This is a genomic window from Corallococcus sp. RDP092CA (assembly GCF_041903675.1).
Classification (GTDB): Bacteria; Myxococcota; Myxococcia; order Myxococcales; family Myxococcaceae; genus Corallococcus.
Window position 1 is genome coordinate 126,091 of sequence record NZ_JAYESI010000005.1, and the last position, 22,131, is coordinate 148,221.

Here is a 22,131-nt window from a genome sequence, read left to right on the forward strand (position 1 = left end):
ACCGCATACCCACGGACCTCGAGCCTCTCTCCTCTCTCCCTGGGACACCCCATGCGCATCGAACTCACTGGAAGGATTGCCCTCGTCACCGGCTCCACGGCCGGCATCGGCCTGGCCGCGGCGAAGGGGCTGGCGGCGGCGGGCGCCACGGTCATCGTCAACGGCCGCACGCAGCAGGCGGTGGACCGGGCCATCGCGGCGGTGCGCGAGGCGGCCCCGGGCGCGGCGGTGAAGGGCTTCGCGGGAGACCTGGGCACGGCGGAGGCCTGCGAGGCGCTCGTCGCGGCGCACCCCCACTGCGACATCCTCATCAACAACCTGGGCATCTTCCAGCCGAAGGACTTCTTCGACGTGCCCGACGCGGACTGGAGCCGCTTCTTCGAGGCGAACGTCCTGTCCGGCGTGCGGCTGTCGCGCGCGTACCTGCCGGGGATGCAGAAGCAGGGCTGGGGCCGCGTGGTGTTCGTCTCCTCCGAGTCCGCGCTGAACATCCCCACGGAGATGATCCACTACGGCGTCACCAAGACGGCGCAGCTGGCCGTCGCGCGCGGGCTGGCCAAGCGCATGGCGGGCACCGGCGTCACGGTCAACTCCGTGCTGCCGGGCCCCACCGTGTCCGACGGCTTCCGCCAGATGGTCCGCGAGGAGCACGAGAAGACGGGCCGCTCCTACGAGGACATCGCCGCGGACTTCATCCGGGCGAACCGGCCCAGCTCCATCCTCCGCCGCGCCTCCAGCGTGGAGGAGGTGGCGAACATGATCGTCTACGTCGCGTCGCCCCAGGCCTCCGCCACCACCGGCGCCGCGCTGCGCGTCGATGGGGGCGTGGTGGACTCCATCGTCTGAGCGCCGCGGGCGGGCCCCGCGCGTCAGGGGGGCGCTGGGGGTGGGGTCCCCCCAGGCCGCGCCCAGGGCCACAGCCGTAGCCGGGCCGTGACAGGCGGGTCCTCCAGGACCGACGCCAGGGCGTCGCGTGTGCAACAGTGTAGGCGTCCGGCGGGGTTCAGGGGCATGCAGCCCGGTCGATAGACCATCGCATCCCGCCCTGCCGCTGATTATGCCTGGGGCTCGGCTCCCGGGTGGGACCCTCCAGGACTTCATGCCCAGCACGACCCGTCACGACCTCGCGCCATCCCCTTCGCTGAGCGCGGTGGGGCGCGCGCTCCCGCCGCACTACGCGAGCCAGGAGCAGCTCATCGCGGCGCTTCGCGGCCTGTGGGCGACGAAGCACTTCAACCTGGAGCGGCTGGAGGACCTGCACCGCAACGTGCAGGTGGGGGGCCGGCACCTGGCGCTGCCCCTGGAGGAGTACCCGGCGCTCGCCACGTTCCAGCAGCGCAACGACGCGTGGATCCGCGTGGCCACGGAGCTGTCGGAGCAGGTGGCGCGGGAGGCGCTGTCGCGCGCGGGGCTCACCCCGAGGGACGTGGACCACGTCTTCTTCGTCACGGTGACGGGCATCGCCACGCCCAGCGTGGACGCGCGGCTGGTCAACCGGATGGGCCTGCGCGACGACGTGAAGCGCACGCCCCTCTTCGGCCTGGGCTGCGTGGCGGGCGCGGCGGGCCTGGCGCGCGCGTCGGACTACCTGCGCGCGTTCCCCAGGCAGACGGCGCTGCTCATCGCCACGGAGCTGTGCTCGCTCACGCTCCAGCGCGAGGACCTGTCCATCCCCAACATCATCGCCTCCGGCCTCTTCGGAGACGGCGCGGCGTGCGTGGTGCTGCGGGGCGCGGAGGCAGGCGGCGCCGGGCCGCGCGTGGTGGGCTCGCGGTCGGTGTTCTACCCGGACACCGAGCGGGTGATGGGCTGGGACGTGGTGGACACGGGCTTCAAGGTGGTGCTGTCCGCCAAGGTGCCGCAGCTGGTGAAGGAGCACATCCGCGGCAACGTGGACGGCTTCCTCGCGCAGCACGGGCTGACCCGCGAGGACGTACGGCACTGGGTGGCGCACACCGGCGGCCCCAAGGTGCTGGAGGGCTTCGAGGCCGCGCTGGAGCTGGAGGCGGGCGCGCTGGAGCGCTCGTGGAGGTCGCTGCGGCAGGTGGGCAACCTGTCCAGCGCGTCCGTGCTCTTCGTGCTGGGTGAGACGCTGGAGGAGGCGGACGTGAGGCCGGGCGACTGGGGCGTGGTGATGGCCATGGGCCCGGGCTTCTGCGCGGAGATGGTGCTGGTGCGATGGTGACCGGCACGCAGGCGCTGTTCGCGGGCTTCATGGCGCTGCTCGTCGCGGAGCGGCTGCTGGAGCTGGTGCTCTCCAAGCGCAACGCGGCGCAGGCGTTCGCGCGGGGCGGGGTGGAGACGGGGCAGGGGCACTACCGGTTCATGGTCGTGTTCCACGCGCTGTTCCTCGTCGCGTGCGTCGCGGAGGTGTTCGGCCTCCAGCGGCCCTTCTGGGGCGCGTGGAGCTGGGCGGCGCTGGGGGGCGCTGGGGTGGCGCAGGCGCTGCGGTACTGGGCCATCGGGACGCTGGGGGATCGGTGGAACTCGCGCATCATCGTGGTGCCGGGGCTGGCGCCGGTGACGGGCGGGCCCTACCGGTTCCTGCGGCATCCGAACTACGTGGCGGTGGTGCTGGAGCTGTGGTGCGTGCCGCTCATCCACGGGGCGTGGGTGACGGCGGTGGTCTTCACGGTGGGCAACGCGGCGCTGCTCTACGTGCGCATCCGCGCGGAGGAGGCGGCGCTCGGGGCGATGTACTCCGAGGCCTTCGCCCACCGTCCCCGCTTCATTCCGGAGGTTCGCCGTGGCTGACATCGTGATGGAGGCGCTGGCGGAGATCCGCCGCATCGTCCAGGAGGAGCTGGAGTTCGAGGGCGAGGTGGAGCCCTCGCACGACCTCCTGCGCGACCTGCACCTGGACAGCCTGGGGCTGACGGTGCTGGCGGTGGGGCTGGAGAACCGCTTCCGGGTGCTCTTGTCGGAGGAGGACGCGCAGGGCGTGCGCACGGTGGAGGACCTGGCGCGGCTGGTGGGCGCGAGGGTCGGAGCCGCGAAGCCGGACGCGGGGGCGCACCCGTGAAGGGGCCGCCCCTGCCGGCGCTGAAGCACGCCACGGTGAACGCGATGCTGAAGGCGACGTCGCACACGTCGCTGGGGCTGGTGTTCGTGGACGCCGCCGAGCACGAGACGTCCCTGCCGTGGGCCCAGGTCTACCGGCGGGCGAAGCGCGCGGCGGCAGGGCTGGCGCGGTTGGGGGTGCGCCCGGGGGACCGGGTGGCGCTGCTGCTGCCCACGTCGCCCGCGTTCATGGACGCGTACTTCGGCGCGCTGCTGGCGGGCGCGGTGCCGGTGCCGCTGTATCCGCCGGTGCGGCTGGGGCGGCTGGCGGAGTACCACCGCTCGACGGCGCGGATGCTCCAGCTGACGGGCGCGGCGGTGGTGCTGACGGACACGCGCGTGCGGCTGCTGCTGGGCCCGAGCATCGAGCAGGCCCGGCCCAGGCTGGGCTGTCACACGGTGGACGCGGTGATGCACGGCGACGGGGACCTGGAGGTGGAGGTGGGGCCCGACGCGCTGGGGCTCATCCAGTTCTCCTCCGGCTCCACGGTGGAGCCGAAGCCGGTGGCGCTGACGCACGGGGCGCTGGTGGCGCAGGTGGCGGCGCTGGAGGCGGCGATGCCGGTGGCGCCGGGCGTGACGCCGGTGGGCGTGAGCTGGCTGCCGCTGTACCACGACATGGGGCTCATCGGCTGTGTGCTCGCGGCGCTGTACTACCCGGGCAGCCTGGTGCTGATTCCGCCGGAGACGTTCCTGGTGAAGCCGGCGCTGTGGCTGCGCGCGCTGTCGCGGCACCGGGGCTTCGTGTCGCCCGCGCCGAACTTCGCGTACGGGTTGTGCCTGAAGCGGGTGAAGGACGCGGACCTCCAGGGCGTGGACCTGTCCGGGTGGCTGCACGCGCTCAACGGCGCGGAGCCGGTGTCCCCGGAGACGCTGCGCCGCTTCGCGGAGCGGTTCGAGAAGTGGGGCTTCTCCGCGCGGGCGCTGCGGCCGGTGTATGGCCTGTCGGAGGCGTCGCTGGCGGTGACGTTCCCGCCCGGGGGCCGGGGGCCGCGCGAGCTGGGCGTGGATGCGGCCGCGCTGGCACGCGAGGGCCAGGCGCGCGACGGGGCTCGGACGCTGGTGAGCGTGGGCTCGCCGGTGGCGGGCTTCGAGGTGCAGGTGCGCGGCGAGGACGGCGCGGTGTTGCCGGAGCGCCAGGTGGGCCGCGTGTTCGCGAAGGGGCCGTCGGTGATGCGCGGCTACTTCGGGGACGCGGAGGCGACGGCGCGCGCGCTGGTGGAGGAGGGGTGGCTGGACACGGGCGACCTGGGCTTCAGCGCGGACGGGGAGCTGTATCTGACGGGCCGCGCGAAGGACCTGGTCATCATCCGGGGCGCGAACCACGCGCCGCAGGCCTTCGAGGATCCGCTGCTCGAGGTGGAGGGCGTGCGCACGGGCTGCGCGGTGGCGCTGGGCTTCACACCCGAGGGATGCGAGGACGAAGCGCTGCTCATCCTGGCGGAGCGCGCGGAGCGGGGCCCGGACGAGGCGTCGGTGGAGGCGGACATCCGCGCGGCGGTGATCGGTGCCACGGGCGTGCAGCCGCACACGGTGAAGCTGCTGGAGCCGGGGACGCTGCCGCGCACGTCCAGCGGCAAGCTGCGGCGGAGCGAGGCGTTGCGGCGCTATCTGGCCGGAGAGCTGACCGCGCCGAAGAAGGTGGGCGCGGTGGGGCTCGCGGTGGAGATGGCGAAGAGCGCGCTGGCGATGGTGCGCGCGGAGCACGACTCATGAGCGCGGCGGCGCTCGCGTGACCGCTCCGGTGCGCGGGGCACGGGCTGCTCGGAGCGGGATGGGGCGCGAAGCAGCGCTCCGTGCGGCTCCTGTAGTGCGCGGGGCACGGGCTGCTCGGAGCGGGATCGGGCGCGATGCAGCGCTCCGTGCGGCTCCTGTAGTGCGCGGGGCACGGGCTGCTCGGAACGGAATGGGGCGCGAAGCTGCGCTCCGCGCGGCTCCTGTGCCGCGCGGAGCACGAGACGGTTGGCGTGGGGTGGCGTGTACGCTGAGGCCCCGCGGAACCTGCTCTGGCTTGCCGCGCCCTGTGACCCGATGAGGTCCAAGAACGTGAAGCAACACGACGTGGTCGTGGTGGGCGGCGGCCCGGCCGGTCTCGCGGTGGCCATCACGGCGGCCCGGCGCGGGCTGGACACGGTGGTGGTGGAGCGCGCAGCCGCGCCCGTGGACAAGGCGTGCGGCGAGGGCCTCATGCCCTCCGGCCTCGCGGCGCTGGAGCGGCTGGGCGCGCTCGCGCACCTGGACCGGAGTGACAGCGCTCCCTTCGTGGGCATCCGCTACGTGCAGGAGGACGGCAGCGCGGCGGAGGGAATGCTGCCCGCGCCCGGTGGGCTGGGAGTCCGCAGGCTGGCCCTGTCTCATGCGCTGGCGACCCGCGCGCGAGAGGTGGGCGTGGACCTGCGCGAGCACACGCACGTCGTGTCACACGTGCGCACTCCGGACGGGGTGACGCTGGAGACGCCCGTGGGGCGCGTGTCCGCGCGCTTCCTGGTCGCGGCGGACGGCGTGAACTCACCGCTGCGCAGGGCCGAGGGCCTGGACGTGGAACAGGCCATGCCCCGGCGTTACGGCCTGCGGCGCCACTTCCGGCGCGCGCCGTGGACGCCCTACGTCGAGGTGCACTTCGCCTCCGGCGTCGAGGCCTACGTGACGCCCGCCGGAGCGGCGCGCGTGGGCATCGCGTTCCTCTGGGAGGACGGCGCCGCGGCGGGCCGCGTGAGCTTCGACGCGATGTTGGAGCGCTTCCCCCGGCTGGCGGAGAAGCTCACCGGCGCGGAGCCGGACTCCCAGCCGCGAGGCGCCGGCCCCCTGGCGCGCGGGGCCCGCACGCGCATCGCGGACCGCTTCGCCCTGGTGGGGGATGCCGCGGGCTACGTGGATGCGCTGACGGGCGAAGGCCTCACGCTCGCCTTCGCCTGCGCCGAGTCCCTGGGCGCGCTGCTCCCGGACGCCCTGTCGAAGGGCGCGGGCCACGACACGCTGCTGCCCTACGAGCGCGCCTTCCAGCAGGTGTTCCGCAAGTACGCCTGGACGACGCGGGGGCTGCTGATGCTCGCGCGCCGCCCGCGCCTGCGCAGGCCCGTGGTGCGCCTGCTGGGCCGCGCCCCCTGGCTGTTCGAGCGCATCCTCGCCGCCGTGGTGACGTGACCCGGAAAGCCTGGAGCCCTCGGAACCCGGGCGCAAAGCCGCACGGCGTGGCCCTTGTCCCATCGCCGTGCGCCGGAGACACTTGGCGCCATGGCATCTGGCCCCTCGGCTTCGCGTCCCTGGTTCGCGTTCTCCCTCGACCTGGCCCCGGCCGCGGCGAGCCGGCACCTGCACGGCCTGCCCCCCGTGCCCGACTTCCCCGAGGGCGAGCTCGCCGAGGCCCTGGACGTGGACGTCGTCTACGACGTCCACGTGCCCAACTGGGGAGGCCGGGTCGCACGCCTGGTGGAAGCCCCCGGACACCGGCTGTCCGGGCGCCTGCGTCTCGTCGCCACCGAGTCCTGGCCCGTCCTGGCCCGCCTGGAGACCGCCCTCGCCTTCGCCACCGAGGAGCGCGCCGTGAAGGTTCGCACCGCCCAGGGCGCCGTGGTGGAAGCCCATGCCTTCACCCCCGCCGCCCGCGACACCTCCACGCAGGGGCCCGTCAGCGAGGCCTTCCTGATCACCCTCGCCGTCGCCGCCGAGCGCGCTCGCCTGCCGGCCGCCGTCGTCGAAAAACTCCAGGCCGAGGCCCGCATCGTCCACGCCGTCCAGCACGCGCGTCCCGACGGACACCGGCCTCCGCCCCCCTCCAAGTCCGGCATTAAGTGACAACCGGGTCCAGCCAGACCGAAAAGCGCCCTGATCGCTGAGAAAAAGGGCGCTGGGACGCAACCGGGCATGGCGTGTCGCCGACGATGAAGAGGAGGGGCCCTCTCCCCGACAGTCGCCACCCACCGCCGGCCCCGAGGACGCTCACCGCATGTCGCCGCGAATCCCGACGCGAGTCTCCACCCCTCGCCCCACGCTCGCGAATGCCGCGGTCCCCACCGCCGCGCCCGCGAACACCGCGGCGCCCGCCGGAGCGGAGGCCCCTGTCAGCGCGCCCGCCGCCAACGTCGTGGCGCCCTCGGGGGGCAGTTGGAAGCGCTCCGCCACCAAGGAGGTGGCCATCTCCGACCTCCAGGAGAAGTTCGGCTGGACGGATGAGAGCTGGCAGGGGCGCCTGCTGCACGCGGCGGATGAAGGCGCTGACGGGAGCCGGGCCTCGAACGGCCAGGTGTCCGCGGCGGAGCTGGAGTCGTACCTCTCCGCGCCCACGGACGCGCAGTTCCTGACCTCGACGGCGCTCCAGCAGCAGCGCGCGGCGCTCGACGCGAAGCTCCAGGGGGGCGCGCAGTCCGCGAAGGTGGACAGCTTCGACAGCCCCTGGCAGCAGGCGGTGGCGAAGCGCGCGGACCTGCTGGGCGGCAACGGCGACGGGGAGCTCTCCGCGGACGAGCTGACGGCCTACATCAACGCGTCCAAGGCGAACCAGGCCAAGGGCACGGGCACGGCCGCGAACACGCAGTGGGTGCCGGACCAGCAGATGGCCGCCTTCCAGAGCCGCGTGGCGGAGGTGGCGGGCGAAGTGGATCCGCTCCAGGGCGTGGGCGGGAGCGGCGCGACGCCCGGGCTGAACCTGGTGAAGGAGTACTCGCGCACGCTCATGGACTCGGACAAGAACGCGCCCACGTTCGTGAGCTACCTGCTGTCCGCGGCGGACGTGAAGGAGACGCCCGCGGACGTCAGCCGGCTCAACAGCACCTTCGTGCGCGATCCGGAGCTGAAGGGCGGCGTGGTGGACGCCGACTACAACGGCACCGGCTTCGACCGGGGGCACATGAAGCCGGCCGAGGACTCGCCCACGCAGGCGGCGATGAACGAGAGCCACTACATGAGCAACATCGCGCCCCAGTACGGCAACCACAACCAGCAGGTGTGGCGCACGCTGGAGCGCGGCGTGTCGGAGCTGGTGAAGGAGACCGGCGGCAAGGCCTACGTCGTCACGGGCAACCTGTACCTGGACGACAAGGGCAAGCCGCTGCCGCCCGAGTCCCTCCAGACGACGGGCTCGAAGGACAGCCGGCGCATCGCGGTCCCCACGCACAACTTCAAGACGGTGCTGCTGGAGCTGCCCAACGGCAACCTGTCCATGTTCGCGTACATGGTGCCGAACGTGAAGGATGGCCCGTCCAAGAAGGACGCCATCCTCCCGCTGCTGCAGCAGTCGCGCGTGCCGGTGGACCAGATTGAAGAGCTGCTGGGCCAGGACCTCTACGCGCAGCTGCCCAAGAGCGTGCAGGACAAGCTGGAGAAGGACACGTCCGCCGCGGGCGTCTTCCAGCAGCAGAGCCTCTACGAGTCCGCCACGCTGCTGCGCGCCCCGCCGTCCACCTGAAGCGGCGGCGCGGCGACCGGGCTCAGCGGCGCACGCGGTACTTGAGCCACACGATGCCGGAGTCGCGGCGCTCCACGTGGGTGAGCTCCAGCGCCGCGCCCGCGCCGGTGGAGCCCTCAGGACGGTCGAAGAGGGTTGGAGTCCCGGGCAGACCGTCGGCGGTGGGGTGCACGAGCAGGCTCACCTCGTCGATGAGGCCCGCCGCGAGGAACGAGCCGTTGATGCCGCCCCCGCCCTCCAGCAGCAAGGTCTTGATGCCGAAGGTGTCTCCGAGCTTCTCCAGCACGCGGGCGAAGTCGATGTCCTGCTTGCCGCCGAAGACATAGGAGACGCCGCGCTCGCGCAGGTGGGCGAGGTGCGCGTCGGGGACGGACTCGGCGAGCACGACGACGAGGTGATCATCGTCGATGGCGCCGGACTCCCAGCTCAGCTTGCCGTGGGCATCCAGCGCGATGGCGTAGGACTCCGCGTCCTTGCGCGCGACGAAGTCCGTGCGGGGCAGGGGCGACGCGGGGGCGGGCTTGGACACGTCCCCTTCCGCGGCGAAGTCCTCCATGGTGATACGGCCGCACATCCAGGCGTCCGCGTCGAAGGTGTCGGCGGCGCGCTCGTATTCGCCGCGCATCGACGCCGTGTCGGGCCAATGCTTGACGACGATGCGCCCGTCGATGGACGAGATCATGTGGCAGATGACATGGGGCTTCATCGGGAGGCTCCGGAGCGCGGCCCGCCTTCAGGCGGCGGGCGGCGGAGCGCGGATGGTTCCCGAGGTGCCACGCGCTGTCGAACCGATTCCGCGCCGGTCCGTTCATAATCCCGCGAGCCGCTACCGCGTCGCGCCGGGAGTGGCCGGCACGCGGGTGAACTCCATCACCCAGTTGGTCTCCCAGGTCTCTCCGTCGAGCGAGAAGGCCTGCTCCCACCGTGCCCGCTCCTGGCCCAGGCGGGTCCAGTGGAACGCGACCTGGACCGGGCGGCCTCCTTCGGTGTCCTCGCCGTAGAAGCGGCCGTGGTCGCCGGTGAAGCCTCCGTGCACGGGCGGCTGGAGCACCGCGTGGCGGCTGTCGATCCAGTGGATGGACCAGCGGCGCTCCCGCGCGTCGAACAGGCGCAGCGCCATGCCGGAGAAGCCCCGCTCGAAGACGGTCTCCTCGACGTTGGACAGGCCGCCCAGGTGGGGTTGGCAGCGCATCCTGGACGTGAACACGTCCCAGTCGTCGCTGCCGGCCAGCCGTTGCTTGAGCTTCCGGTTCACGCACGTCCACTCGCCCATGAGGAAGTCGAAGTCGTGCACGTCGCCCGTGGGCAGTGGGGGAAGGGGCTTCATGGAGCGGAGCCTTTCGGGGAGGGGGTCAGCGCAGCTCGGACCGCGCGGTGGGGGCCAGCGTCAGGTGTTCGAGCGGCGCGCTCAGCCACGGCTGGAGCGGCTCCGCCCAGGCCGGTGAAGTGGCTCGGCGTCGGAGGTGCTCGCGGTGGTGTCCCGCATCCGGGAACACGGTGAGCCAGGCGAAGACGTGCTCGCCCGTGCGCACGGGCAGGGCGGGGAAGGTGTTCTCCGCGTGCTCGGTCTGGAACAGGGCTCTCGGCGGTGCGCCCAGCGCCGTGAGCGCCGGGCGCGCGTGGTGCTCGAATCGGGCCGTGAGGGCGTCATCGGCCGGGGCCTTCAGGTAGCAGAGCGTCACCTCCACCCGCGATCCGGGCCGTGCGTCCGTACCGGGCGGTGGCCGGGGCGTGGCGGGATGCGCGAGGCGCGCAATCGGGCGCAGGAGCAGGACGTTGTCGGAGTCCCGCATGGTCGCGTTCGCCGCGCTCCGGTGCTCCTTCCACACGGGGCCGCCGTAGAACGCGCTCAGGGCTTCGCGCCGCGACGCCATGTCGCGAAAGCCTCGCATCCACACGTACCGGTCCGGACGGTCCTCGTCGCGGAACTGACCGATGAGGTGCATCCCCGTGGCCTCCTGCGACTCGATGAAGGCCCGCTCGAAGAGCGAGATGAGGACGTCCCGCTGGCCGGGATGCAGCGTGTACTGGCGCAGTTCGAGGACCGAGCAGCAGGGAGACAGGGACGACATGGGAGGCTTCCGGGGTGCGGGTGCGGAGGCCATCCTTGCCAGGAAACTGGTAGGGTCATGAAGTCCACTTTCCGCTGAATCGGCCATACCAGTTGAAGACCTCCACCGGCGTCGCGTCCTCGCTCCTCCTGCGGCTCGATTCGCAGAGCTCCACGCCGCTCCATGAGCAGCTCTTCGAGGGCATCCGTGCGCGCATCCTCTCGGGAGCGCTGGCGCCCGGGCTGCGGCTTCCCTCGTCCCGCCAGCTCGCCGCCGAGCTGGACGTGGCCCGGAGCACCGTCCTCCAGGCCCTGGATGCGCTCACGGCGGAGGGCTACCTCGTGGCCCGCGCGGGCTCCTGCACGCGCGTCGCGCCCGAGCTGCCCCTGCTCACTGGAGAGCGGAGCCGTGAGCCCGGGCTCACCGGCGCCGCACGCGCAGCGAACATCGGACGGAGGCAGGGGGCTTCGCGGGGGCCTCGGCTTGCTGCCGCCACGCGGGCGTTGAGGCGCTCACCGGTGGGGGCTCCGCGCCTGGGGGCCGCGCCTCGCGCGTTCCGGCCGGGTGTCCCCGCGCTGGACCTGTTCCCCACCGCGCTCTGGGCCCGCACCGTGTCTCGCGTTCACGCTCGCGCGAGCACGGGGTTGCTCGACGGGGGTGACCCTTCGGGCCATGCGCCACTGCGTGAAGCCATCGCCACGCATGTGTCCGTGTCGCGGGGCGTGCGCTGCTCCTCGGAGCAGGTCTTCATCACCGCGGGCACCCAGCAGGCCTTCGATGAGGTCCTCCGGCTCGCGCTGAACCCGGGGGACCCCGTCTGGGTGGAGGACCCTGGCTATCCCGGCGCCCGTCGCGCCGTGCGCTCCGCTGGAGGACGGCCGGTGCCCGTCCCGGTGGACGGGGACGGACTCGACGTGGGCGCGGGCCTGGCTCATGCGCCTCGGGCCCGGGTCGCGTTGGTGGCTCCCTCGCACCAGTACCCGCTGGGCGTCACGCTGAGCCTGGCGCGGCGGATGGCGCTGCTCCAGTGGGCTGAACGCACACGTTCGTTGATCATCGAGGACGACTACGACAGCGAGTTCCGTCACCGTGGCCGTCCCCTCACCGCGCTCCAGGGGCTCGATGACGCCGGCTGCGTGGTCTACGTGGGCACGTTCAGCAAGTCGATGTTCCCCGGCCTGCGCCTGGGCTTCCTCGTCGTGCCGCCTTCGCTCGTGGACGTTGTCTCCGCCGCGCGCGCGTCCGCGTCCGCGCCTGCTTCCTCGCTGGAGCAGGCCGCGCTCGCCGTGTTCCTCGCGGAGGGCCACTTCGCCCGCCACCTGCGCCGCATGCGCGCGGCCTATCGGGAGCGCGGCGAGGCACTGCTCGAAGCCCTGCATGCCGACTGCGCGGGCGTCCTCGCGCCTCGTCCCTGTGACACCGGCATGCAGGTGTGCGCGTTCCTTCCCGCGCCGCTGTCCGACCTGCGCGTCCGCGATGAAGCGGCACGGCAGGGCGTGGAGGTCGCCGCCCTGTCCGATTACTTCCTCGGCCGACGCAGGGAGTCCGGTCTCATCTTCGGCTTTGGCGGTGTACGTCCGGACGACATGCGCGCCGGGACCCGGATCCTGGCCCGGGCAATCGAAGCCGCGCGGCGCCGCGGTCCCCGCTCCTCCCACCCGAGAGCGAAAGGACCGCCGCCCCGATGAGCACCGCCCTGCCCGTGCAGGCGACGTCACCCGCCGCTTCAAGGACTCCGCTGAGCGGGTTCTTCGATGCGTGGGTCCGCCCCGTGAAGGCCCACCACTGGCTCATCGTCACGGCACCGGACAGGCCACGGGTGCGCGCGCGGAAAGCGATGCGCGAGTGGGCGATGGGTTCTGCTTCTCGGACTGTGGAAGGACAGCCCCATGATGGGATGGTCGAAGAGGGGGGGGGCTGGCTGGCTCCGATTTTCGTCCAGTAGCGCCCACATCCCTTCCCGGGCGTGGGCCGTCTACGATGGCGGCATGACCTGGCGCTCCCTCCTCCTGCCGCTGCTGCTGTTGTCCGCATGCGGCCAGCGGCGCAGCGACCCCGCGCGCGTGGCGGAGGATCGGATGCGCCCCGCGCCCGTGGGCGCCTTCGCCGCGGGTATGCCTCCGGCCACCACGGAGGACTGCACGGTGCGCACGGCGAAGACCTGCTTCGACCAGGCGCTCACGCTGCTGGCCACGAACGCGCGGGGCCCGGAGCGGCTGCGCGCGCTGTCGCTGATGGGCAAGGCGTGCGACGGACAGGTGAAGGACGCCTGCTCCTGGCTGTCCCAGCACGTGAAGGAGCCCCGGCGCGTGCGCGGCGGCCCCCCGGACGACCCGGTGTTCCAGGAGGCCTTCGAGCACTGGCGCGAGGGCCGCAAGCACCACGTGCGCGTGAGCTGCCGGCTGGTGCAGGGTGGTGCGCCCCAGCAATGCGAGGTGCGGGAGGCGACGCTGCCGCCGGACCTGCTGGCGCAGGCGCTCGCCAGCATCCAGGCCTCGCGCTACACGCTGCCCACCCTCGACGGAGAGCCCTTCGAATGCGACTGGACCATCGTCATCAAGTGACGCGGCTGGGGCCCGCGCTGGCGCTGTCGCTGCTCACGGGCTGCTTCGCCGGCACCGTGCACCGGGGCCCGGTGACGGACCACTTCGATGGCGAGTCGTTCCAGAACATCGGCGACGCGCCGAAGCTGTCCCCGCTCGCGCTGGTGCGGGCCGCGATGGAGGAGACGCGCGGCCCCTGGCGCGACTACGCGGAGGAGCCCTTCGGCCCGAAGCCGCCGGAGCGCGTGGGGCCGGGCGAGCTGCGCGTGACGTTCATCAACCACGCCACGGTGCTGCTCCAGGCGGACGGCGTGAACGTGCTCACGGACCCCATCTACTCGGACCGGGCGAGCCCGGTGTCCTTCGTGGGGCCCAAGCGCGTGCGGCCCCCGGGCATCCGCTTCGAGGACCTGCCGCCCATCGACGTCGTGGTGGTGAGCCACAACCACTACGACCACATGGACCTGCCCACGCTGCGGAGGCTGGAGGCGGCGCACCATCCGCTCTTCCTCGTGGGCCTGGGCAACCGCGAGCTGCTCACGGACGAGGGCTTCCAGCGCGTGGAGGAACTGGACTGGTGGCAGGCCGCGCGGAGCGGCCCTCCGGGGTTGAAGGTATGGGCGGTGCCCGCGCAGCACCGCTCGAACCGGGGGCTGACGGACCAGGAGGAGACGCTGTGGGCGGGCTACGTGCTGGAGACGTCCGGCGGCCCGGTGCTCTTCGCGGGGGACACGGGGCTGGGGCCGCACTTCGACCGCATCGCGGAGCGCTTCGGGCCCATGCGCCTGTCGGTGCTGCCCATCGGCGCGTTCCGTCCGCGCGTCCTGCACCCGGTGCACATGGGGCCGGAGGACGCGCTGAAGGCGCACCGCGTGCTGCGCTCGGGCACGTCGGTGGCGATGCACTACGGCACCTTCCCCATGGCGTGGGACGGCCAGGACGAAGCGAAGTACCTGCTGCTGCGGCTCTTGTTGCGGGAAGAGGCGCGGCCCCGCTTCTGGGCGCTCGGCTTCGGCGAGGGCCGGGACGTGCCGCCGCTGCCGCCCGGCCATGGCGGGCGCGCCGATGCCGGACGCTGAGGGGAGGTGCCTCCGGAGGGAGAGGCGAGGATGGGTCGGTCGCGAGCGCCTGCGTCCGTCCGGGCGAGCTGCAACTGGAGTGCGAGCGGACGGCTCGGGTGAGGTCATGCCCTGACAAGCAGCCCGGCCCGGCCTTCAGGACTCCTCAACGACAGGCCACCACTCACTCAGTCGCAGCTCGATGGCATCGAAGGGTGCCGCGCGGATGACATCGTCATCGCCGTACACGCCCACCTCCGCCCAAAGCCCGTTGTGCAGCTCGCTCACCGTGAGCGTGCGTGCCTCCAGGTCGATGAACCAGAGATGTTGGATGCCAATGCGTGCGTAGAAGGGCCGCTTGATGCGCGTGTCGTAGCCCCGCGTGGACGGTGACAGGATTTCGCAGGCCCAGTCCGGGACGACCTTGCACCTTCCACCCGGCAGCACGGGCATCCGCTCGCGCCTCCATCCGGCGAGGTCCGGGTTGAACTCCGGCGCTCCCTCCACCTGGATGCCCGGCTCCGCCAGCACCCACCAACCGCCCGGGCCATTCTGGCCGCGCTGGAAGGGGCCTCGCAGGCCATCAATCAGCGCGCCCACCAGGTCCATGTGCCCGGCCCGGGGCCGCGCATGTGCATACAACGTCCCATCGATGATCTCGCCCACCACGCCCTCGGGCAGGGCCTCGATGTCAGCGAGGGTCGCCGGACCCCCGAGTGGTTTCGCGCCATAGGCCATGCCTGGAGTGTGGAGTTAGCAGCACCGTCTGACAAGCCAGACGCGGGACCGTCAGTCCGGCTGCGCGATGATCAACGTCTGCAAGGGCAGATGCCGGATGGGCCGCGTGCTCTGCACCTTGAACCCCGCGTCATCCAGGAAGCCCTCGACCTCCGCGGGCGTGTACGACGCGGCCCCGGACGTGAGGAAGTAGTGCAGCCCGATGAGCGGCGCGGAGGACCCCTGCGTGTCCCGCTCCTCGCGCAGGTACTCCAGCACCGCCAGCGTGCCCCGGGACACCATGGCGCCGCGCACGCGCCGCAGCAGCGCCACGCTCTGCGCGGGCGTCAGGTGGTGCAGCACCTGGAACAGCAGCGCGCCGTCATACGGCCCGCCCAGCTCCGCGCTCAGCACGTCCCCTTCCTTGTGCGTCACCCGGTGCGACAGCCCCGCCTGGGCGATGATGTCCCGCCCCACGCGCACGCTGCCCTCCAGGTCCACCACCGTGGCCTTCAGCCCCCGGTGCAGCCGGCACAGCTCCGCCGCGTACCAGCCATGCGCGCCGCCCAGGTCCAGCAGGTGCCTCGCCCCCCGGGGCAGGGGGATGTTCGCCGCCACCTCCGGCGAGGCCAGCCGCGCCAGCTGGTACATGGCCTGGATGTAGTCGCGCCAGCGCGGGTCGTCCGGCGCGAACTGGTGGATGTCCACCGACTGCCCGCTCCGCACCGCGTTCTCCAGCTGCCCCCACCAGTCCCACTGCGCGTAGTTGAACTCCAGGAACGCCGTGATGGCCTGCGGCGAGCGCGGGTCCAGCCACCGCCGCGCCCGGGGCGCCAGCCGGAAGCGCCCCCGGTTCAGCTCCACCACCTCGCAGGCGATGAGCGCCTCCAGCAGCGCCCGCATCCCCTCCGTGCTCGTCTTCAGCCGCGCCGCCAGCGCCTCCGCCGTCGTCGCGCCGTCCGCCAGCGCCGCGTACACGCCCAGCCGCGCCCCGGCCATCAGCGTGCGCGACGCCATCATCCCGAAGAAGGCGTGCGCCAGGGGCTGCGGCGCCAGGTTGAGGAAGTCCGCCACCCGCTCCAGGAGGTTGTCCGCTTTCAGGCCCAGCCGCATCGCGCGTCGCTCCGGGGAGTGGGGGGAGTGGCGGCTACCGGCGGCGCCGCGAGCCTGCCACGGCGGCCGCGCCCAGCACTATCAGCGCCGCCTCCGGGCCCACCATGCAGCCCTGCGTCTCCGCCTGGCGGATGCCGGTGTACTTGCACTTGCCCGCGTTGCAGCTGAAGCGCGGCGCGCAGTCACTGGTGCTGCGACAGTCCGTGGGCACGCGCCCGGTGTTGTCATCCCCCTCCGGGGAGTTGGGATCGTCCGGCTGGCCCGCGTCCTGCTGCGGTCCCTCCTGGCCCAGCGCCACCAGGGGAGAGAACACGAGGAATCCGGCCAGGAGCCCTGCCGGGCAGATGCGGGCGAGGAGGGAGGACATGAGGCGGGCGCCACCCTAACGCCCCAGCAGGGCGCTTGCACCCATCCTCTGAAGCGGGCGGCCTTCCGGGGTTCCCTGGAAACGGTGGCCGCCCCCGCGCCCGAATCTGCTACGGTCCCCCCCGCGATGGCGCCTCGAATCCTCGTCGTGGACGACAACCAGGAGCTCCTCTCCCTCCTCACGCAGCTGTTCGAGGACGCCGGGTATGAGGTGGTGGGCGCCAGTCGTGGCAAGCAGGCCATCGAGGCGGCCCGCGCCCAGCCCCCCGGCTGTGCCGTTTTGGACATCCTGCTGCCGGACATGATGGGCTACCACCTGGCGGACACGCTGCGGAAGGACAACCCCCAGCTGCCGCTGCTCTTCATCACCGGCGTCTTCAAGGGCGGCAAGCACGCCACCGAGGCGCGCCAGAAGTACCAGGCCGCCGGCTACTTCGAGAAACCCTTCGAGGCCCAGAAGCTGCTCGAAGCGGTGGCCAAGGTGCTGCCCGCGGAGAAGAAGGTCCCCGCCGCCTCCATGCAGGACGCCTTCGAGGTGGAGCTGGACATCGACGTGGAGGAGGAGGGCCCGCAGGACGCCATGGAGCTGACCGGCCGCATCAAGGTCACCGGCGGCGGCAACCTCACGGCCGAGATCCGCGGCGCCAACCTCACCGCCACGCCCATGCAGAAGGTGTCCACCACCCAGGTGCGGCCCCCCACGCCGGGCCGTCCGCCGGATCCGCTGCCCGTGGGCGCGGGCGCCCCGGGCAGCCGCCGGGGCGAGCTGCGGGACAACCTGCCGTCGCTGCTCACCGCCTTCTACCTGTCGCGCGAGACGGGCGAGCTGGGCGTGCAGCGCGGCAAGGTGAAGAAGGTCGTCTACTTCGAGAACGGCACCCCGGTGTTCGCGCTCTCCAACCTGCTGGCGGACCGCTTCGGGCAGTTCCTGGTGCGCGTGGGGAAGATCAAGCCCGAGCAGCTCCAGGACGCGTCCGCCGTCGCCGCGCAGAGCCACCGGCGCACCGGCGACGTGCTGGTGGAGCGCGGCCTGCTCAAGGACACCGAGCGGCTGTACTACGTGGGCCAGCAGGTGAAGGCCATCATCTACTCGCTCTTCTCCTGGGAGGAGGGCACGTACGTGATGAGCTTCAAGGAGAAGGCCTCCTCGGAGTCCATCAAGCTGGACGTGCACCCGGCGAACCTCATCGTCCGCGGCATCAAGAAGCTCTACAAGCCGGAGCGCCTGCGCCGCCTGCTCCAGCCCGAGGACCGGCTCATCCCCGCCGTCGCCCCCGCCTACGGCCTCAACGAGGTGGAGCTGGAGCGCTGGGAGGCGGAGCTGTTGCCCAAGGTGGACGGCAACCGCGTGGTGGCGGAGCTGCTCGCGTTCGCCAACCGCCCGGAGCACGTCGTCTACGGCTTCCTGGTGTCCATGATGGCGCTGGGCATCCTGGACAAGCGCGCGTAGGCGGACCCGGCCGCGGGACGGAGGCCCCGCGGCGTCACGGCCCTTCAGACGAGCCGCGAGCCGATCCAGAACAGGCCCAGCGCGCCGGAGCCCAGCGCCACGCCGCGCTGGATCCACAGGTTGATGCGCGCGTTGGCGCGCGACAGGCCCTCGGCGAACAGCAGGCCCACCGCGCCCATGCCGATGAGGATGCCCAGCGCGAAGCCGGGCAGGTACGTCCACGCGGACAGGCTCATGCTGCCGCCCACCAGCAGCGGGGGCAGCGCGATGAGCAGCGACCGCACGCCGCTCACGGCCATGAACGCGCCCGCGGCGGTGCTCACGGTGTGCACGTGCTCGTGCGGCTCGCGGTCGTGGCCGGGCAGGTGCGGGTGGCCGTGGTCCAGGCTGTGCGGGAAGAGCAGGGCGGTGACGGCCAGCGCCACCAGCACCGCGCCGCCGAACACCTCCGCCCACCGCTCGAAGGTCTCCGACAGGCCCACGCCCGCGAAGAGGCACACCGCCGCGATGCCGCCCAGCATGGCCGCGTGGCCCAGGGCGAAGCGCAGCGCCGTCATGAGGGCGACGCGCCGCCGACCGCCGCCCAGGGTGCCGAGCGTGGCCATGGCGGCGCAGTGATCCGGCCCCAGGGCGTGGAGCAGGCCTTGGGACAGGCCGAGCAGGAAGGCAAGCAGGATGGGAGCCACGACGGCGCACCCTAGCCGTGGTTTAACCCTGTGGCCAGCAGGAGGACGTCCCACACCATGCGCATCACCCATCCCCGAACTTCCGCCGCGCTGCTGCTCGCGGGGCTGCTCGCCCTGTCGGGCTGCTCCAACGACCCCGGGCCGGAGCAGCTGAAGAAGGCCGAGGACCGCTACCAGGAGCTGATCAACCAGAACCTCCCCGCCCAGGATCCGGCGTGGGCGGAGGTCACCGCCCAGTTCGAGGCCGTCCCCAAGGACTCCAAGGCCCGCGCCGAGGCGGACAAGCGGCTGGCCGCGCTGAAGGCCGCCCGCGAGAAGCTCCCCCCGCGCCCCCTCGCGCGGCCCGGGGCGACGGGAAAGGGCGCCAGCGACGTGGAGGCCAAGCGCGCCGCGTGCGAGTCGCTCGCGAAGAAGATGGGCGAGGCCCACACGGACGCCACGCGCAACCTGCTGCGCAAGGTGCTGGAGACCTGCCAGGCGGACCTGGTCAAGCTGGAGGCCAACAGCCACCCGCCGGGCGAGGAGGTCCACCCGCCGGGCGAGGAGGCCCACGCTCCGGCCGAGAACGCGCGCTGACGTTCCCGTGCGCGCGGAGTTGAGAAGCCACCGGGGGCTGGGTATGGAGCCGACGCATGCCCATGCCTCAAGCAGGTGACAAGGCCCCCGGCTTCTCGCTCCCCGACCAGAGCGGCGCCACCGTCTCCCTCTCGCAGCTCAAGGGGCGGCACGTCGTCCTCTACTTCTACCCGAAGGACGCGACCCCCGGCTGCACCACGGAGGCGTGCGACTTCCGCGACGAGCACTCCGCGCTGGTGAAGGCCGGCGCGGTGGTGCTGGGCGTGTCGCCGGACAGCGTCGCCTCGCACCAGAAGTTCGCCGCGAAGCAGGGGCTGCCGTTCTCGCTCCTGGCGGACCCGGACCACGCGCTGGCGGACGCGTACGGCGTGTGGGGCGAGAAGTCCCTCTATGGTCGCAAGTTCATGGGCCTCATCCGCGCGACCTTCCTCATTGGCCCGGACGGCAAGGTCGTCCGCGTGTGGCCCAAGGTGAAGGTGGCCGGCCACGTCGCGGAGGTCCTGGCCACGCTCCAGGGCGGCGCCGCGGCCGAGGCTCCGAAGCGGGCCCCGAGGGCGCTGGCGAAGAAGGCCTCCCCGGCCGGGGTGAAGGCCGCGGCTGTCAAGAAGCCGGCGGCCAAGAAGGCCCCGGCGGCGAAGGGCGCGGCCCGGAAGGGTGCTCGCGCCTGACGTGGGGCGTGGGGCCGGGCGCCGGTGCACTCCTGGCGGGACAGGGAGGCCGGGACCGTGTATGCCTGCGCCCGTGGCTGGCCTCTCTCTCCCCGAGCGGGGCTGGCCGTTCACCATGAAGCCCTGTCGGCCTCCGGGCCGGACAGCGGGCGGCCGGCAGGGCCTGCCCCCGGGTGGGTGCCCGGTGGTGGGCGAGGTCGGCATGACCATTCCTCAGGGATGGCGGAGACGATGAACATGCGCGAGCGAGGCATTCAGCGGTGGATGGGGGCGGCGGCGCTGGCGGCGGGCGTGCTCCTGGGCACGGCCTGTGGCGGGCTGCCGGAGACGGGCGGCAAGCAGCCGGATGAGTCGCGAGGCAATGCCTTCGCCCAGCGCGGGACGCAGCCGGAGGCCGTCTACAACGTGGCCGAGCAGCAGGGCCACGAGAACCCCGCCGACGCGCACCACGGCGACCCGGCCGCGAAGCTGCCCCCGCATGTGCTGACGGTGGACCGGGGCTACAACGGCACCATCGACAAGATCGGCTCCAGCATCGACCCGCGCACGCCGGCCAAGGCGGGCAAGTCCAACAACTCCAAGCGGGACGACGCGGGCGGGATGATGGCGCACCGCTACGCCGTGCTCGGCGGGGCGGACTACTCGCCCGCGGCGGACGGGCTGGGCGGCTGGAACGTCTCCACCGCGAACGAGGGCACGCGCGGCTTCGAGGAGCCCTACGCCTACGTCGGCACCCCGCCCATCTACCTGCGCGACCGCGAGTAGGACGGAGGTCCAGGAGGCGCCCGCCGGCCAGCGTGCCAGCGGGCGTCCGTGCTCCCGCCCCGCCACTCCCGGCGGGGCGTCGGGGTGGCCACTCCTTCTGTCGAGGCCCTCGCGGCTTCCGGAAGGAGCAGGCCATGCACTCGAAGAAGCTTCACCCCTGGACGCTGGTGGCCGTGTGCGCCGCGACGGTCGCGGTGGTCGGCCCTGGCTGCAACCGTGGCAAGCCCACCCTGCCGCGCGCGGGGAGCCGCTATCAGGGCATCGCCAACACCCAGCAGCCCGCGCCGCGCGGCTCGGGAGGCTCCGGCGCGACCGTCCCCACCGACGCGAGTGGGTCGCCGCTGAAGCCGCAGCCCGCCGGGGCCCAGGGCAAGCAGAACCAGATTGGCGCGCCTGGCTTCACCACGCCCCAGGAGCCGGTGCCCGGAGACCGGGGCGGCGCCCTCCGCTTCCAGGGACCCATGGGGCAGGGCTCCGAGCTGGGCTCCAGGCACGCCGGCCACTAACGCGACGCGAGCATGACCTCCGTGGGGTCCTTGCCGGTGAAGGCACTGGCGAGGCCCTGGGCCAGGGCGCGGTGCTCCGCGTCGCCCAGCGTGGCGAGCCGGTCCTCGGCGGGGTGCGCGAAGCGGGCGGCGAGCGCGTCCAGGCGCCGGTGCGCTTCGGTGATGCGCTCGCGCGGGACGCGGCCGGACTCCACCGCCTTCACCAGCGCCTCGATGGCGGCGCGCTGCACGTCCGCCTTGTGGCACACGAGGAACAGGTCCACGCCCGCGAGCGTGCCCTGCACCGCGGCCTCCGCCACCGAGTAGTGGTCCGCGATGGCCTTCATCTCCAGGTCGTCGCTGACGAGCACGCCGTCGAAGCCCAGCTCCTTGCGGAGCAGGTCGTGCAGCGCGCGGTGGCTCATGGTGGCCGGGACGCCCTGCTCCAGCGCGTCGAACAGCACGTGCGCCGTCATCAGCGACGCGAGCCCCGCCTTCGCGAAGGCCTGGAACGGCACCAGCTCCACGCGGCGCAGGCGCTCCAGGTCATGCGGCAGCCTCGGCAGGGTGAGGTGGCTGTCCGACGTCGTGTCGCCGTGGCCGGGGAAGTGCTTTCCGCAGGACGCCACGCCGCCGGCCTCCAGGCCCTTCGCGAGCGCCACGCCCAGCCGGCCCACCTCCACCGGGTCGCGGCTGAAGCTGCGGTCGCCAATCACCGGGTTGGCCGGGTTGGTGTCCACGTCGAGCACGGGCGCGAAGTCCCAGTCGAAGCCCACTGCGCGCAGCTCGTGCGCGAGCAGCCGGCCCACGCGCTCGGCCAGGGCCTCGTCGCCGCGCTGTCCCAGCTCGCGCATGGGCGGCAGGGACGTGTAGGGCTCGCCGCGCAGGCGCGCCACGCGGCCACCCTCCTGGTCCACGGAGAGGATGAAGGGCCGGCCCGCGCGCGTCTTGATTTCGCGGCACAGCGCCGCGGTCTCCGTCGCGGTGCCCACGTTGCGCTTGAAGAGGATGGCGCCGTAGATGCCGTCGTCCATCAGCGCCGCGAGGTCAGCGTCGATGCGGGTGCCAGGAAAGCCCACCATGAAGAGGCGGGCGCAGTCGCGATAGAGGGCGGAAGCAGGGCTCACGGCCGCGCAGTGTGGCAGAGCCCGCCGCCTGTGTGGCACCGCGCGCGAGGCCCGAGCGTCGG

At 72.7% G+C, this 22,131-nt stretch carries 24 protein-coding genes; 16 read left to right on the plus strand and 8 right to left on the minus strand.

From position 1 onward, the window contains the following. Window positions 1-51 precede the first annotated feature (51 nt). The 8 genes from U8525_RS08040 (at window position 52) to U8525_RS08075 (ending at window position 8,464) form a co-directional block, all read left to right on the plus strand. Window positions 52-846, plus strand: a complete 795-nt coding sequence (locus U8525_RS08040; protein WP_374263340.1) for an SDR family NAD(P)-dependent oxidoreductase — start codon at window positions 52-54, stop codon at window positions 844-846. A gap of 253 nt (window positions 847-1,099) precedes the next feature. Further along, the gene (locus U8525_RS08045; protein ID WP_374263343.1) at window positions 1,100-2,185 is read left to right on the plus strand and encodes a type III polyketide synthase; all 1,086 of its coding nucleotides are present in this window, start codon (window positions 1,100-1,102) and stop codon (window positions 2,183-2,185) included. Further along, on the plus strand, window positions 2,179-2,754 hold the full coding sequence (locus tag U8525_RS08050; protein ID WP_374263345.1) for an isoprenylcysteine carboxyl methyltransferase family protein: 576 nt from the start codon (window positions 2,179-2,181) through the stop codon (window positions 2,752-2,754). Before U8525_RS08045 ends, U8525_RS08050 begins: the two co-directional genes overlap by 7 nt. A gap of 7 nt (window positions 2,755-2,761) precedes the next feature. Continuing rightward, entirely contained in the window at window positions 2,762-3,022 is a 261-nt protein-coding gene (locus U8525_RS08055; RefSeq protein ID WP_374263709.1) for an acyl carrier protein, read from the plus strand. 44 nt (window positions 3,023-3,066) lie between these two features. Continuing rightward, complete coding sequence (locus U8525_RS08060) at window positions 3,067-4,776, plus strand: fatty acyl-AMP ligase (protein WP_374263711.1); 1,710 nt, start codon at window positions 3,067-3,069, stop codon at window positions 4,774-4,776. A 330-nt stretch (window positions 4,777-5,106) separates the two neighbouring features. Next, complete coding sequence (locus U8525_RS08065; protein ID WP_374263347.1) at window positions 5,107-6,204, plus strand: NAD(P)/FAD-dependent oxidoreductase; 1,098 nt, start codon at window positions 5,107-5,109, stop codon at window positions 6,202-6,204. 90 nt (window positions 6,205-6,294) lie between these two features. Further along, complete coding sequence (locus U8525_RS08070; protein ID WP_374263350.1) at window positions 6,295-6,855, plus strand: gamma-glutamylcyclotransferase; 561 nt, start codon at window positions 6,295-6,297, stop codon at window positions 6,853-6,855. Window positions 6,856-7,006: 151 nt separating this feature from the next. Then, window positions 7,007-8,464: a DNA/RNA non-specific endonuclease gene (locus tag U8525_RS08075; RefSeq protein WP_374263352.1), complete on the plus strand. Its 1,458-nt coding sequence runs from the start codon at window positions 7,007-7,009 to the stop codon at window positions 8,462-8,464. A gap of 22 nt (window positions 8,465-8,486) precedes the next feature. Here U8525_RS08075 and U8525_RS08080 read toward each other — a convergent pair whose 3' ends face one another. From U8525_RS08080 to U8525_RS08090, 3 genes are all read right to left on the minus strand, one after another. Continuing rightward, complete coding sequence (locus U8525_RS08080) at window positions 8,487-9,170, minus strand: dihydrofolate reductase family protein (protein WP_374263355.1); 684 nt, start codon at window positions 9,168-9,170, stop codon at window positions 8,487-8,489. Between the two features lie 120 nt (window positions 9,171-9,290). Next, window positions 9,291-9,791 (minus strand): hypothetical protein, encoded by a 501-nt coding sequence (locus U8525_RS08085; RefSeq protein WP_374263358.1) that lies wholly within the window; start codon window positions 9,789-9,791, stop codon window positions 9,291-9,293. Window positions 9,792-9,816: 25 nt separating this feature from the next. After that, complete coding sequence (locus U8525_RS08090; protein WP_374263360.1) at window positions 9,817-10,536, minus strand: NIPSNAP family protein; 720 nt, start codon at window positions 10,534-10,536, stop codon at window positions 9,817-9,819. A 92-nt stretch (window positions 10,537-10,628) separates the two neighbouring features. Between U8525_RS08090 and U8525_RS08095 the strand changes: the two genes are divergently transcribed. From U8525_RS08095 to U8525_RS08105, 3 genes are all read left to right on the plus strand, one after another. Then, a complete protein-coding gene (locus U8525_RS08095) occupies window positions 10,629-12,203 on the plus strand; it encodes a PLP-dependent aminotransferase family protein (protein ID WP_374263363.1) in 1,575 nt (524 codons plus the stop codon). 300 nt (window positions 12,204-12,503) lie between these two features. After that, window positions 12,504-13,079, plus strand: a complete 576-nt coding sequence (locus U8525_RS08100; RefSeq protein WP_374263365.1) for a hypothetical protein — start codon at window positions 12,504-12,506, stop codon at window positions 13,077-13,079. Further along, window positions 13,052-14,137, plus strand: coding sequence for an MBL fold metallo-hydrolase (locus U8525_RS08105; protein WP_374263366.1), 1,086 nt, complete (start codon window positions 13,052-13,054; stop codon window positions 14,135-14,137). The genes U8525_RS08100 and U8525_RS08105 overlap by 28 nt, the downstream gene beginning before the upstream one ends. 135 nt (window positions 14,138-14,272) lie before the next feature. Here the strand turns inward: U8525_RS08105 and U8525_RS08110 are convergent, their stop codons facing one another. From U8525_RS08110 to U8525_RS08120, 3 genes are all read right to left on the minus strand, one after another. After that, window positions 14,273-14,785 carry a Uma2 family endonuclease gene (locus U8525_RS08110; RefSeq protein WP_374263369.1) on the minus strand — a complete coding sequence of 171 codons (513 nt, stop codon included), beginning with the start codon at window positions 14,783-14,785 and terminating at the stop codon, window positions 14,273-14,275. Between the two features lie 120 nt (window positions 14,786-14,905). Continuing rightward, window positions 14,906-15,946, minus strand: coding sequence for a methyltransferase (locus U8525_RS08115; protein ID WP_374263372.1), 1,041 nt, complete (start codon window positions 15,944-15,946; stop codon window positions 14,906-14,908). Window positions 15,947-15,980: 34 nt separating this feature from the next. Beyond that, entirely contained in the window at window positions 15,981-16,313 is a 333-nt protein-coding gene (locus U8525_RS08120) for an MXAN_6627.5 family MYXO-CTERM protein (RefSeq protein WP_374263374.1), read from the minus strand. A 126-nt stretch (window positions 16,314-16,439) separates the two neighbouring features. Here U8525_RS08120 and U8525_RS08125 point away from each other — a divergent pair, with 126 nt between their 5' ends. Continuing rightward, entirely contained in the window at window positions 16,440-17,762 is a 1,323-nt protein-coding gene (locus U8525_RS08125) for a response regulator (RefSeq protein ID WP_374263376.1), read from the plus strand. 44 nt (window positions 17,763-17,806) lie between these two features. Here U8525_RS08125 and U8525_RS08130 read toward each other — a convergent pair whose 3' ends face one another. Beyond that, window positions 17,807-18,448: a hypothetical protein gene (locus U8525_RS08130; RefSeq protein WP_374263379.1), complete on the minus strand. Its 642-nt coding sequence runs from the start codon at window positions 18,446-18,448 to the stop codon at window positions 17,807-17,809. A gap of 57 nt (window positions 18,449-18,505) precedes the next feature. Between U8525_RS08130 and U8525_RS08135 the strand changes: the two genes are divergently transcribed. The 4 genes from U8525_RS08135 to U8525_RS08150 all read left to right on the plus strand — a co-directional run bounded on the left by U8525_RS08135 (window position 18,506) and on the right by U8525_RS08150 (window position 20,963). Then, window positions 18,506-19,024 carry a hypothetical protein gene (locus tag U8525_RS08135; RefSeq protein WP_374263382.1) on the plus strand — a complete coding sequence of 173 codons (519 nt, stop codon included), beginning with the start codon at window positions 18,506-18,508 and terminating at the stop codon, window positions 19,022-19,024. Between the two features lie 62 nt (window positions 19,025-19,086). Next, complete coding sequence (gene bcp / locus U8525_RS08140) at window positions 19,087-19,692, plus strand: thioredoxin-dependent thiol peroxidase (protein ID WP_374263384.1); 606 nt, start codon at window positions 19,087-19,089, stop codon at window positions 19,690-19,692. A 237-nt stretch (window positions 19,693-19,929) separates the two neighbouring features. Then, a complete protein-coding gene (locus tag U8525_RS08145) occupies window positions 19,930-20,457 on the plus strand; it encodes a hypothetical protein (RefSeq protein ID WP_374263387.1) in 528 nt (175 codons plus the stop codon). Between the two features lie 134 nt (window positions 20,458-20,591). Beyond that, the gene (locus U8525_RS08150) at window positions 20,592-20,963 is read left to right on the plus strand and encodes a hypothetical protein (RefSeq protein ID WP_374263390.1); all 372 of its coding nucleotides are present in this window, start codon (window positions 20,592-20,594) and stop codon (window positions 20,961-20,963) included. Here the strand turns inward: U8525_RS08150 and nagZ are convergent. Continuing rightward, a complete protein-coding gene (gene nagZ / locus U8525_RS08155) occupies window positions 20,960-22,024 on the minus strand; it encodes a beta-N-acetylhexosaminidase (RefSeq protein WP_374263713.1) in 1,065 nt (354 codons plus the stop codon). The two genes, U8525_RS08150 and nagZ, sit on opposite strands and share 4 nt — an antisense overlap. Between the last annotated feature and the right edge of the window lie 107 nt (window positions 22,025-22,131).